The organism is Streptomyces sp. NBC_01465, assembly GCF_036227325.1.
In the GTDB taxonomy this organism is placed as follows: Bacteria; Actinomycetota; Actinomycetes; order Streptomycetales; family Streptomycetaceae; genus Streptomyces.
In genome coordinates this window covers 1,486,771-1,498,920 of record NZ_CP109467.1, presented here as the reverse complement: position 1 = coordinate 1,498,920, position 12,150 = coordinate 1,486,771, and the positions used below count along the sequence as shown (strand labels likewise).

General features: G+C 70.4%; 14 protein-coding genes. 4 read left to right on the top strand and 10 right to left on the bottom strand.

Translation table 11 applies throughout. From position 1 onward, the window contains the following. Positions 1-40: 40 nt before the first annotated feature. Positions 41-814: a class I SAM-dependent methyltransferase gene (locus OG707_RS06785; RefSeq protein WP_329115417.1), complete on the top strand. Its 774-nt coding sequence runs from the start codon at positions 41-43 to the stop codon at positions 812-814. Here OG707_RS06785 and OG707_RS06780 read toward each other — a convergent pair. Next, on the bottom strand, positions 772-1,395 hold the full coding sequence (locus OG707_RS06780) for an MBL fold metallo-hydrolase (RefSeq protein ID WP_329115415.1): 624 nt from the start codon (positions 1,393-1,395) through the stop codon (positions 772-774). The two genes, OG707_RS06785 and OG707_RS06780, sit on opposite strands and share 43 nt — an antisense overlap. Positions 1,396-1,536: 141 nt before the next feature. Here OG707_RS06780 and OG707_RS06775 point away from each other — a divergent pair, with 141 nt between their 5' ends. From OG707_RS06775 to OG707_RS06765, 3 genes are all read left to right on the top strand, one after another. Next, positions 1,537-2,331 (top strand): HAD family acid phosphatase, encoded by a 795-nt coding sequence (locus tag OG707_RS06775; protein WP_329115413.1) that lies wholly within the window; start codon positions 1,537-1,539, stop codon positions 2,329-2,331. 60 nt (positions 2,332-2,391) lie between these two features. Further along, complete coding sequence (locus OG707_RS06770) at positions 2,392-2,667, top strand: hypothetical protein (protein ID WP_329115411.1); 276 nt, start codon at positions 2,392-2,394, stop codon at positions 2,665-2,667. 126 nt (positions 2,668-2,793) lie between these two features. After that, positions 2,794-3,948: a right-handed parallel beta-helix repeat-containing protein gene (locus OG707_RS06765; RefSeq protein WP_329115409.1), complete on the top strand. Its 1,155-nt coding sequence runs from the start codon at positions 2,794-2,796 to the stop codon at positions 3,946-3,948. Positions 3,949-4,019: 71 nt separating this feature from the next. Here the strand turns inward: OG707_RS06765 and OG707_RS06760 are convergent, their stop codons facing one another. The 9 genes from OG707_RS06760 to OG707_RS06720 all read right to left on the bottom strand — a co-directional run bounded on the left by OG707_RS06760 (position 4,020) and on the right by OG707_RS06720 (position 12,147). Further along, positions 4,020-4,829, bottom strand: a complete 810-nt coding sequence (locus OG707_RS06760) for a pectate lyase (protein WP_329115407.1) — start codon at positions 4,827-4,829, stop codon at positions 4,020-4,022. 86 nt (positions 4,830-4,915) lie between these two features. Then, positions 4,916-5,728 (bottom strand): hypothetical protein, encoded by an 813-nt coding sequence (locus OG707_RS06755; protein ID WP_329115405.1) that lies wholly within the window; start codon positions 5,726-5,728, stop codon positions 4,916-4,918. After that, positions 5,728-6,288: a SigE family RNA polymerase sigma factor gene (locus OG707_RS06750; protein ID WP_329115404.1), complete on the bottom strand. Its 561-nt coding sequence runs from the start codon at positions 6,286-6,288 to the stop codon at positions 5,728-5,730. Before OG707_RS06750 ends, OG707_RS06755 begins: the two co-directional genes overlap by 1 nt. A gap of 168 nt (positions 6,289-6,456) precedes the next feature. Then, positions 6,457-7,911, bottom strand: coding sequence for a peptidoglycan D,D-transpeptidase FtsI family protein (locus tag OG707_RS06745; protein ID WP_329115402.1), 1,455 nt, complete (start codon positions 7,909-7,911; stop codon positions 6,457-6,459). Between the two features lie 64 nt (positions 7,912-7,975). Then, positions 7,976-8,635, bottom strand: coding sequence for a response regulator transcription factor (locus OG707_RS06740; RefSeq protein WP_329115400.1), 660 nt, complete (start codon positions 8,633-8,635; stop codon positions 7,976-7,978). Continuing rightward, positions 8,632-9,840, bottom strand: a complete 1,209-nt coding sequence (locus tag OG707_RS06735) for a sensor histidine kinase (protein ID WP_329115398.1) — start codon at positions 9,838-9,840, stop codon at positions 8,632-8,634. Before OG707_RS06735 ends, OG707_RS06740 begins: the two co-directional genes overlap by 4 nt. Further along, on the bottom strand, positions 9,837-10,817 hold the full coding sequence (locus tag OG707_RS06730) for a hypothetical protein (RefSeq protein ID WP_329115396.1): 981 nt from the start codon (positions 10,815-10,817) through the stop codon (positions 9,837-9,839). The genes OG707_RS06735 and OG707_RS06730 overlap by 4 nt, the downstream gene beginning before the upstream one ends. A gap of 81 nt (positions 10,818-10,898) precedes the next feature. Beyond that, the gene (locus tag OG707_RS06725) at positions 10,899-11,372 is read right to left on the bottom strand and encodes a GNAT family N-acetyltransferase (protein ID WP_329115394.1); all 474 of its coding nucleotides are present in this window, start codon (positions 11,370-11,372) and stop codon (positions 10,899-10,901) included. A 4-nt stretch (positions 11,373-11,376) separates the two neighbouring features. Next, positions 11,377-12,147 (bottom strand): IclR family transcriptional regulator, encoded by a 771-nt coding sequence (locus tag OG707_RS06720; protein ID WP_329115391.1) that lies wholly within the window; start codon positions 12,145-12,147, stop codon positions 11,377-11,379. Positions 12,148-12,150: the final 3 nt, after the last annotated feature.

Here is a 12,150-nt window from a genome sequence, read left to right as displayed (position 1 = left end):
CGTACGGTCCTACGATTTCCCCCTCGGGAAAGGGGACTTGATGGACCGGAACATCCGAACCGTGGACGACGCACTGCGCCTCCTTGACAGCCTGTTCGCACCGGAGGCCGACCGCTGGACGAGCGGAGGCGCGGACTGGTGGGACGGCTTCTACGCGGACCGCTCGAAGGCGGTGCCGTTCTTCGTGGCGAAGCCGGACGAGAACCTCGTCTCGTACGTCGACCGGGGGCTCGTCACCCCGGGCCGCACCCTCGACCTGGGCTGCGGCCCGGGCCGCAACGCCCTCCACCTCGCCTCCCTCGGCTTCACGGTGGACGCAGTCGACCTGTCCCCGGCCGCCGTCGCCTGGGGCGAGGAGCGTGCCCGCGAGGCCGGGGCCGACGTCCGGTTCCTGTGCGGGGACGCCTTCGCGCTCACGCTCGCGGACGGCCAGCTGGCCGGACCGTACGACCTGATCTACGACTCCGGCTGCTTCCACCACCTGCCGCCGCACCGCCGCATCAGCTACCTCGCGCTCCTGGACCGCGTGCTCGCCCCCGGCGGCCACTTCGCCCTCGCGTGCTTCGCGTCCGGCGGCATGGGCTCCGAACTCCCCGACGCGGACTTCTACCGCCAGTCCGCTCTCCACGGCGGGCTCGCCTACACGGCGGAGTCGCTGCGCCTGATCTTCTCCGAACTGAACCTTACGGAGGTCGAAGTGCGTCGTATGCGTGACGAAGCACCCGAATCCCCGCTGTTCGGCGAGGAGTTCCTCTGGACGGCCCTCTTCCGCTACGGGAGGTCCACCGACGCGCCGACCGGGATCCGGGCGTAGACCTTCCCGCCCTCCTCGTCGCTGAGCCAGGCGTCGAAGTTCTCCCGGCCCACCTCGCTGTGATGGGCGTCATGGATGGGGAACGCGCGCGCCGGGCCGATCGCGCGGAAGAAGGTGATGGCCTCGCCGTGCTTGATCCACGGTCCCGAGGAGGGGAGCAGGAGGGTGTGGACCGGTTCGTCGGGGACGAAGAGCGAGTCGCCCGGGTGGTACACGCCCTCCACGACAAAGCCGATGTTGGGGCAGCCGGGCAGCCCGTCGACGATCTCGGCGTGCGCGCCGCCGACCGCGCGCACGGTGAATCCGGCGGCGGTGAAGGTGTCGCCCACCTCGACGGCGCTCACGCCGTCGCCCAGCTCGGAGGCCAGGGCGGGGTGGGTGTGAACGGTCAGTGCGGGGTTGTTCTTTCGGGCTGCCGTGAGCTGTTCGACGTCGACGTGGTCCTCGTGCTCGTGGGTGATGAGCACGGCGGTCGCGCCGGTCAGAACCCCTGGCCCGGACAGGTTGCCGGGGTCGATCACGAGCACGCGGCCGCCCTCTTCGAGACGCACACAGGCATGGCCGTACTTGGTCAGACGCATGCGATCAACCTATCGGCTGTGAGTCGTACAACGGATGAGTAAAGGGGGTTGTGCGGTGGATGTGATGCGCGTAGATATCCAGTCACCTGCGCGTCCGAGATCCCTCCCCGGTCGGAAGACCAGAACCGGAGTCAACCCTTCATGCGTACCTCCCTCAGAGTGGCGGGCCTCGCCACCGCCTGCGCCGTCGCCGGCACGGTCCTGTACGGCGCGAGCACGGCGGGCGCGGGCAGCGCCCAGTCCGAACACACGGCGGAGCCCCACAACATCGGCTCGCTCGTCACCGAGATCTCCCAGTACTACGGCGCCGCCAAGGACGCCAACGGCGTCTGGCAGGCCTCGTCCGACAGCGCGTACGCCAAGGACCTGGCGCGCGTCGAGGCGAAGGCCAAGCGCACGATCGCCGATGCGGCCGCCCGGCACGGCGGCAAGGGCAAGAAGCCGGCGGTCGTCTTCGACATCGACGACACCCTGCTGCTCAGCCTCGACTACGAGATCAAGACCAACTACACGTACAACAGCGCCACTTGGGCGACGTACGTGGCCCAGGCGGACCGCCCGGCCGTCTTCGGCACGCCCGAGCTGATCGCGTACGCCGCGAAGAAGGGCGTGGCGGTCTTCTACAACTCCGGCCTCAAGGAGTCGCAGCGCGCGGACGCGGTCGCGAACCTGAAGAAGGTCGGGATCGACGTCAACCTCGACGCCGACCACATCTTCCTGAAGGACGCGGCCAACCCGCCCGCGTACCTGAGCGACTGCGCGACGGTCACGGCCTGGACCTGCACGACCGTGCAGTACAAGGCGGGGACCCGCAAGCACATCGAGTCCGAGGGCTACAACATCGTCGCCAACTTCGGGGACCAGTTCTCCGACCTGCAGGGCGGCTACACGGACAAGACGTTCAAGCTCCCGAACCCGACGTACTTCGTGCAGTAAACATCATCAGCCGAGCCGACAGCCCCCGTCCCGCAGCCGGGCGGGGGCTATCGTGCGCCGGTGACCGATTCCGCCCTGCGTCCCCTGCTGTTCGTCGATGTCGACGGCCCACTGATCCCGTTCGGGGCGACGCGGCATCAACTCCCCGACGGCTACCCGACGTACGCCCCGGAATCGGATGCACATCGGCTGCTGTCCAGGCTCGATCCAAGGCTCGGCACGCGGCTGGCCGCCCTGCATCACCCCGTACGGGCGCTCCTCCACCGCGTCGACCCCGCCCGGGGGCTCACCGGTGCGGACTTCGACGTGTTGGGGGCGTGGCTCCGGGCGGGCTGAGTCGCGCGTAGTCCGGCGGCAACCATTCGCGGGGGCGGCGGCGACTGGAGGGGCGGAGGCGGTCGCGGTGCGGGAGCCCGGACCGCCTCCGTCCCCCCCCCAGCCCCGAGGAAAGGAACGGCTGCTGTGAGCAGCACGACCGGACGCCACCGCAGGACCCGTACGATCACCCTCGCCGCCGCTGTCGCCGTCGCGGCCGGCGCGGGCGGTGCCTACCTGGGTCTCGCCCCCGACGGTGCCGACGCCGCCTCCTCCACCGTCGTCGTCTCGACGACCGCCGCCCTGCAGAGCGCCGTGGCCGGCGCCACCGCCGGGACCACCATCCAGCTGCGCGCGGGCACGTACTACCCGACCAGCACCCTCAAGTCGACGGCCAGCGGCACCTCCGCCGCCCGGATCACCCTCACCGCGTACGGCAGCGAGAAGGTGAAGATCGACGGTTCGAAGCTCGCCGCGGGCTCCTGGCTCGCCGGGATCTACGGCAGCTACTGGACCGTCCAGAACCTCACCTTCCAGAACTCGCCCGCCCAGGGATTCGTCGTCACGTCCTCCACCGGCGGCATCTTCAAGAACGTCGTGACCGCGAACAACGGCGACTCCGGCTTCACCCTGCGCGGCGACAACACCACCAACAACCTGGTCCAGAACCTGGACAGTTACGGCAACTACGACGCGGCGAACCACGGCCAGAACGCGGACGGCCTCGCGATCAAATTCGGCTCCGGCACCGGCAACAAGGTCACCGGCGCCCGCCTCTACAACAACTCCGACGACGGCATGGACCTGTGGCAGTGGGCCAGCCCCGTCACCATCGAGCACAGCTGGGGCTTCGGCAACGGCAAGAACCGCTGGTCCGACAGCGCCTTCGAGGGCAACGGCAACGGCTTCAAGCTCGGCGGCGGAGGCGCCGTCGCCGCCCACGTCGTCAACAACAACGCCGCCTGGGACAACGCGGGCAACGGCTTCACCGAGAACAGCAACCCGGGCGCGATCATCCTCGATCGCAACACCGCCTACGCCAACACCTCGGCCGGGTTCTTCTTCTCCGTCTCGAAGTCGAGGCTCGCCAGGAACCTCGCCGTCTCCAACGGCGGCGGCAAGGCGACCCTGGGCGGCTCCACGGTCTCGGCCGCCAACAACTGGGACTCCGGGGTCGCCACCCCCTCGTTCGTCTCCACCAGCGCCACCACGGCGTACGGTGCCCGGAGCAGCAGCGGCGCGCTCCCGGCGACGACCTTCCTCACCACGGGCTCGACGACCATCGGGTCGACGATGAACTGACGCACCTCGCACGGCACATGGAGAAAGCCCCCACCGGGTCCCACCGGTGGGGGCTTTCGTCCAGGGGCGGGCTACTCGTAACTGATGTCGGAGGCCGTGAACTTGCAGTACGTGCCGTCGGGCCCGCTGCCGGTCTCCGTCGGCTCCGCGCCGGTGCTGTTGCCCGTGTAGCGCACACAGGTCTTGATCTTCTTGCTGCTGTCTCCGTGGATACGGATGTTGCGCAGCGCCACCGTGTCCCCGTAGTTGGTGTTGATGCCGGCGATCGCCTTGCCGGGCGCGGTGATGTCGACGTCGTTCACGATGATCGTGCGCTTGTACTGCTTGGAGCAGTTGCCGCAACTGCGCACCAGCTTGCCGAAGTTGGACAGCTGGAACTTGGTGATGACCAGCTTTCCCGCACCGTTGAACTGGAACGTCTTGTCGGTGGCGCTCTTGGCTCCGCCGCCGTAGACCGTGTAGACGGACGACGCCGACGTGCCCTTGAACGTCGCCGCGTCCTCGCCGACGTCCTCCCACCACACGTTCTGCAGTGTGCAACTGCCCGCGCAGTGCACGCCGTCGGCGGCCGGGGAGCCGATGATGACGTTCTTGAGGACGGCCCCGTCCTTGAGGTTGAAGATCGGGTCCTGGCCCTCGTCCTGACCGCTGCCGCCCAGGTCGCCGCTTCCGGTGAACCGCTTGTAGCCGCCGTCGTACGTCCCCGAGACCGAGATCGTCGACGAGACCGACTGGCTGCCCTTGGCCGTGGGCCAGGCGCTTGCCGCACCCGCGGACGACAGCGAGACGCTGGTGAAGACCGCCGCGCCGGTCAGCCCGACGGCGGTGACCAGGGCGGCGACGGTACGGCGGCGCGTGAGGCGCCGCTTGTGTTGACTCATGGTGGCCATTCCTTGCGTGGGGGCGAGACCTTTCGCTCAGTGGTCGTCGCCGTGCAGGGATGGGTTGCCGCCCCGGTGAGGAATTCTCAGGCGAAGTCGCCCTTCGCCTCCGCCTGTTTGCCCGAGGCCGTCCCGCGGACGGTGTACGTGTCGTCCTTGGCGTCGCGGCCGCCCTCCGCGTGGTTGTACTGGCCCGCGAAGACATGCTGTCCTGCGGGCACCGTACGGCCGTCCTTCAACGTCCAGCGGTAGACGAGGAATCCGTCGTCCTCGTGCACCGAGACGGTGAAGTCGTCGACGGGCAGATCACGCCAGTTGCCGGTGTCGACGACCCCGCCGGTCTGTGCGACGCGCAGTTCGACCGTGAGCGCGGAGAGCGGCGCGCGGTTCTTGAAGGTGATGTCGGACTGCGCCCAGTAGTCGTTGGAATCAGGGTCGAGGGACCCGTCAGCCCACAGCTCCCCGGCACCCGGCGCGGCCGGCGGCGAGGCGGAGTGCGGGGTGCCGCTGGGGGTGCGGCCGGGGGTGGTCGCCGGGGTCCTCGCCGGTGGGACCGCATGGTGCGAGGGCTGCGTGCTGGTGCTCGCGTGGGGCGTGGGCGAGGACGGGCCGGCGGTCGTCGCCGTCTCGTCGGGCGACGGGCTGGTCGCCACCGTCTGCTGCGGCCGGTGGTCCTGGACGGCCGAGGCGACGGCGTACCCGCCCGCCGCGCAGGCACCGGCGACGACGGCCGTCGCGCCGACGGCGCGCAGCCACGGGCCGAACCTGTGCGGGCGGCGGCCCCGGAACCGTACGGGGTCCGGCTCGAACATGCCCTGTTCCACCCGGGCGAGGATCCGCTCCCGCTCGGGGCGGTGCGCCCGGGCGGCGTCCTTCAGCTGCTTCTCCAGGCTCTCCATCAGTTCCTCCCTCCCGTACGACCGGTGGCCATGGCGGCGCGGATGCGCACCGGGGTCTCCTCCGTGCCGAGTATCCGGCCGAGCTCGGCCATGCCCTTGAACGTCTGGCTCTTGACCGTACCCACCGAGATGCCCAGCGCCTGGGCGGTGTCCCGCTCGGAGAGGTCGAAGCCGTGCCGCAGGACGACGCAGGCCCGCTTGCGGAACGGCAGTTGACGCAGCGCGTCCTGCACATCGACAATGCCAGGTATGTCGGGTTCGTCGACGCTTTCGCTCCGGTTCGACCAGAAAAGGGTGATGCGCCGCCGCTCGCGCACCGCGCTCCTGATCCGCGAGCGGGCCATGTTGGAGACGACTCCACGGGCGTACGCGACGGGATACTCGGCGACACGGACCCGGTCCCAGCGGTGCCAGAGCGCGAGGAGCGCATCGGCGGCGAGGTCGTCGGCCGCGTCCGCCTCACCGGTCAACATATGGGCGAGGCGGGCGAGTTCGGCGTAATGCGCCTCGAAAAAGGCATGGAACTCGGCGGCAGCGGCGTCGTCGACGGCTGTGCCCACGGGGGAACTCTCCCTGTACGAAAGCTGTGAATGCTGCCCGCCCCCCTTGCGGTCCCGCCCGAGCGGGAGCCGAGAGCGTACCAGCGCACGCCGGGAGCGCGAACACCCGTACCCGCGCTCCCGCGCACATCCGTCAGCCTGCCGCCGTACAGCCCCGCCGGGCGGCACTCACGACGAGCTGAGCGCCGCCTTCATCATCTTCTGCGCGATCGGGGCCGCGAGCCCGTTCCCGCTGACCTCCGAGCGGGCCGCGCCCGAGTCCTCGATCAGCACCGCGACCGCCACCTCCTTGCCGGTGGAGGAGTCCTTGCCGTACGAGGTGAACCAGGCGTACGGCGTCTTGCTGTTGTTCTCGCCGTGCTGCGCCGTGCCGGTCTTGCCGCCGACCTCCACCCCGCTGATCTTCGCGTTGGTGCCGGTGCCCTCGTTGACGACGGTCTGCATCGCGCTCTGCAGCTGCTGCGCCGTGGCCGAGGAGACGACCTGCTTCGACGAGGGATCCTCGTACGACTTGACCGTGGTGCCGTCCGCGTCCGTCACCTTGGAGACCATGTGCGGCGAGACCAGCACACCGTCGTTGGCGATCGCCGCCGAGACCATCGACATCTGCAGCGGCGTCGCCGTCACGTCGAACTGGCCGATTCCGGTGAGCGCGGTCTGCGACTTGTACTCCGTCTCCGGGTAGACGCTCACCCCCGCCCGCACCGGAACGTCCAGCTTCTCCGTGTTGAAGCCGTACTTCTCCGCCATCGCCTTGACCTTGGACTGGCCGAGATCGACGGCCATCTTCGCGAAGACGTTGTTGCACGAGTACTGCAGCGCGGTGCGGATCGAGGCGTTCTCGCAGGGCGCCGACGCGTTCTCGTTCTTCAGGACGGTCGTGGTGCCGGGCAGCGTGTACGGGTTCGGGCTGGTCGTCTTCGTGTCGACCGACGAGTACAGGCCGTCCTCCAGCGCCGCCGAAGCCACCACCAGCTTGAACGTCGAACCGGGCGGCAGCGCCTGGCGCAGGGCCCGGTTGAGCATCGGCTGGTTCTTGTCCTTGGTCAGCTTCTCCCAGGCCGTGCCGTCCGTGGAGCCGCTGATCGTCGACGGATCGTAGGAGGGCGTCGAGACCATGCCGAGGATCTTGCCGGTCTTCGGGTCGATCGCGACCGCCGCGCCCTTCTTGTTGCCGAGCGCCTTGTACGCGGCCTTCTGCACGGCCGGGTCGATCGTCGTCAGCACGTCGCCCGGATCGGTCGCCTTGTGGGTGAGGGTGTCGAGCGGGTTCTTCAGCGAGGTGTCGGTGCCGCCGAGGATGTCGCTGTAGATGCCCTCCAGCTGGGTCGCCCCGTACACCTGCGAGCTGTAGCCGGTCACCGCCGAGTAGAGCTTGCCGTCGGTGTAGGTGCGCTTGTACTTCAGGTCGCCGCTGTCCGTCTCCTTCGATCCGGTGACCGTCGAGCCGGCCACGATGATGTCCCCGAGCGGGTTCGCGTACTGCGCGATAGTGGTCCGCCGGTTGAGCTTTTCGTCCGCGAGGGCCTGGCCTTCGTAGAACTGCACGTAGGTCGCACGGCCCAGCAGGGCGAGGACCAGCAGCAGACAGAAGACAGAGGCGCGCCTGATCGTCTTGTTCATCCCACTGGAGGGACGCGTGGGCCCGGGCGTGACGTTCCGTGATTCGGGTTTTCTCAGAAATCTCTCATTTGGGCCGAATGAACCCGGATTCGTACGCGGCGATCACAGCCTGTGTGCGGTCGCGTACGCCCGTCTTCGCCAGGACCGCCGCCACATGGGACTTGACGGTCGCGGGGCCGACCTCCAGCCGGGCCGCGATCTCGGCATTGGTCAGCCCCGTCGCCATCTGGCGGAGCACCTCGGCCTCGCGGTCGGTGAGCCGGGACGCCCACGGCGGGGGAGCCGGCTTCTGCGAACTGTGGAGCGCGGCGAGCTCGCGTACGGCGGCGGGGAACAGGAGCGAGTCGCTGCGGGCGACCAGGCGCACCGCCTGGACCAGGTCCTCGGCCGCGGCCCGCTTCAGCAGGAATCCGGCGGCCCCCGCGCGCAGCGCGTCGTACACGTAGGAGTCGTTCTCGAAGGTCGTGACCACGACGATCCGCGGCGGCTCGGCGAGCGTGGAGAGGATCTGTTCGGTGGCGCGGATGCCGTCGATCTCCGGCATCCGGACGTCCATCAGGACCACGTCGGGGCGCAGCGAGCGGACCACCGAGACCGCCTCGGCGCCGGTCGTCGCCTCGCCGACCACCTCCAGATCGGGTTCGGCGTCGATGATGACGCGCAGCGCGGTGCGGACCATGCGCTCGTCGTCGGCGAGCACGACCCGTGTGATGGCCGCGGTCACCGGGGGAGCTCCGCCGTCAGGCGCCAGACGCCGTCGTGCGGGCCCGCGGCCGCCCGGCCGCCGAGGAGCGCCGCGCGCTCGGCGATGCCGGGCAGACCCCGGCCGCCTCCGGGACGTACCACCGGAGCGTGCTCCGGGAGCGGGTTCTCCATCGTGATCTCCACTTTCTCCTCCAGTACCGCGATCCTCAGGCCGACCCGTGAACTCCCGCCGTACCGCAGGGCGTTGCTCAGCCCTTCCTGCACGATGCGGTACGCCTCCCGGGACACGGCGGCGGCCAGAACCGCCGGGTCGCCCGTCACCGTGCAGTCCACCTTCACGCCGCAGTGCGCGAGCAGCCCGTCGAGCCCCTCCAGGGTCGGCCCCGTCGCCCCCTGGTCCTCGCCCTCCCTCAACAGGCCCAGTACGGCGTCGAGTTCACCCACCGTGCGCCGTGTCGTCTCCTCGATCGCGGTGAGCGCCTCCCGTACGAACTCCACATCCGTCTCCAGCACCCTGCGCGCCGCACCCGCCTGCAGCGTCACCGCGCTCAGCGCATGGCCCACCGAGTCGTGCAGCTCCCGCGCCAGCCGGTTGCGCACCGCGAGGTCCGCCGCGCGCTTCTCGGCTGCGGCCAGCCGGTCCGTCGGCGAGGGGCCGAGCAGTACGGGCGCCGTGCGGGCCAGCAGCTCACCGGCCGCGGCGGCGCAGAGCGCCAGCGCGCACAGCATCGCCAGACCTGCGGGCGGTGCCAGCAACGCCCGCCACCCGTCGAAGACTTGACTCACTCCGTACCGCGAGGTGCGCAGCGAGTCCGAGAACGGCAGCGCGATCAGCAGCACCGCGAACGGCGGAAGGGCGAGCGTGGCCCCGCTGACCACCCCGCCGGCCCCCACGTGCAGTGTGTACCAGCCCGCCGTGCGCACGCGCGCCGCCCGCGACCCGGCGGGACCGTCGGCCAGCAGCCCGCCGTCGATGCCGCAGAGCGCCCGTACCGCGTACACGGACAGCGGCCGCACGAGCGGCAGCAGCCCGGTCACCGCGGCGAGCGGCAGCGCGAAGCCGAACGCGGCGAACTGGTGGGGGAGCGAGGAGAAGGCGTCGCTGCTCGGTGCGAACGCGCCCACGATCACCATGCCGACCAGGAAGTACGGCATGAGCAGCGCACCGCCCAGGATCAGATGCACCCAGCGGCGGCGCGCCCGCGCCCCGAGGAGCCGCCTCACGAGGCCCGGCGGGCGGTGAGGAAGCGGGTCAGGACGACTGCCCCGAGCAGGCCGACGATCATCTGGCCAGCGTAGGTGAGGTACAGGAGTCCCGTGGCCCCTCCGTCCGTATCGCCCAGCGGCCGCAGCGCCGCACTGAGCGCCATCCACGCGCCCCAGCAGCCCAGCGCCGCCGATCCGGTCCAGGCCAGGGCGAGCGCGGTCCTGCGGTGGTCGCGACGGAGGACGAGGGCCGGTACGCCCACCGCCGCGATCAGCGACAGCAGCACGTAGACGGCGTTCAACGCACGGGTGTCGCTGCCGACTTCGGCGATCCGCCCGGCATCCAGTCCGGCCGTGGACCCGCACGCCCACATCAGGTGCAGGGCGCCGACGGCCAGGGCGACGAGGGCGGCGGCGATCGCGGCGGCCCGGTACCGCCGGGCGACCGGCGTGTCCGGACCGGTGCGCCACAGACGGCCCCAGCGCCGGATCGCGTACGGCACGAAGAGCCCGGCGAGGGCCAGGGCCTGCACGATGAAGCCGCTGTACACGACGGAGAAGACCCAGCCGTCGAGGAACGGCTCGCGCGCCGCGCCCCCGCCGCCGCCCGCTCCCCGCACGGCGAGTTGCAGCGGAAAACCGGCGACGATCGGGGTGAGCAGCCCGGTCGCGACGAACACGGGGACGGCCGGCAGCCAGGACGGGACGCGCAGCCCCCAGGGCCTGGTCAGCAGCAGGACGATCACGACGAGGGTGGCGTCCAGCACCACCGAGACGGCGTTGCCCACGACGAGGGCGCTGCCCGGGCGGCGCAGCGAACTCCCCTCCGGGATGCCGACCACGCTCCCGGAGAGCCAGGCGATCTTGAGCGAGAGGTACGGCAGACAGGCGGCGAGCGCGAGGGCCCGCAGGACGCGCTGGTACGTACGGAGCGGGATATCAGGGGCGTCAGGAGCCGATACAGCGGCGGCGGGAGCGAGCGGTGTCTGTGTCATGACACCCACGCTCCCGCCGGGCCCGGCTCCGTACGTCCTGCGCTGCGACGATCCGTCTCCGCCGTGCGGCGGAGACGGGGGTCACTCCGGCAGGGCGAGCACGACCTCGTCGATCTCCTCGCCGCGGAAGTTGGCGAAGCCGCGCTCGTGCCCGGTGACGACGAAGCCGCACTTCTCCAGGACCCGCCGCGAGCCCGTGTTGTCGGCGGCTGCGCGGGCGAACAGTGGGCGCTCGGTCACGATCGCCAGGAGACCGCGGAGGGCGGCGGTGGCGACGCCCTTCCCCCAGTACGCGCGGTCGATGAAGTACGTGACCTCGCGCTCGCCGGGGACCCCGTACACGGCGGCGTGGCCGACGACCGCGCCGTCGGCGAGCACCGTCCGGTTCACGACGGACGCGTCGGCGCGGAGCCTGGCCCAGTGGGCGTCGAAGTAGGCCCGGTCGGTGGGGTCCTTGCAGGTGAAGGCGGCCATCCGGTTCGACTCGGGGTCGCTCATGTGCCCGTAGATGACGGGCAGATCGGCGTCCTCGACCTCGCGCAGCGCAATCTCCATGGCGTCAGAGCCTACGAGTCGCCAGTGTCAGCCGGTCCCGGGCGTCGAAGAGCGCGTCCTTGACCATCTGCTCATGGGCGGGGGTCAGCCGGGCGACGGGCACCGAGCAGCTGATCGCGTCGCGCGCCGGGGTGCGGTACGGGATCGCGACGCCGAAGCAGCGCAGGCCCAGGGTGTTCTCCTCGCGGTCGACCGCGTACCCCTGCTCACGGATCAGGTGCAGCTCTTCGATGAGCTTCTCGCGGTCCGTGATCGTGTGCTCGGTCAGCTGCGGCATGGTCTCGGGCAGCATCTTGCGGACCTGCTCGTCGCTGTGGGTGGCGAGCAGCGCCTTGCCGAGCGAGGTGGAGTGCGCGGGCAGGCGGCGGCCGACGCGGGTGAAGGGGCGCAGATAGTGCTGCGACTGGCGGGTGGCCAGATAGACCACATTCGTCCCGTCGAGGCGGGCGAGGTGGATGGTCTCCGTCGTGTCGTCCGAGAGCCGGTCGAGGGTGGGCCGGGCGGCGGCCACGACCTCGTCCCCGTCGATGTACGAGGTGCCCACCAGCAGGGCCCGCACCCCGATGCCGTACCGCGTGCCGGTCGCGTCCGTCTCGACCCAGCCGAGCTCCACGAGGGTGCGCAGCAGCATGTAGAGGCTGGACTTGGGGTAGCCGACCGCCTCCTGGACGGAGGCGAGGGAGTGCATGCCGGGGCGCCCGGCGAAGTATTCGAGGAGCTCCACCGTCCGCACCGCGGACTTGACTTGTGCCCCACCTGTCTCGGCAGCCGACATTCG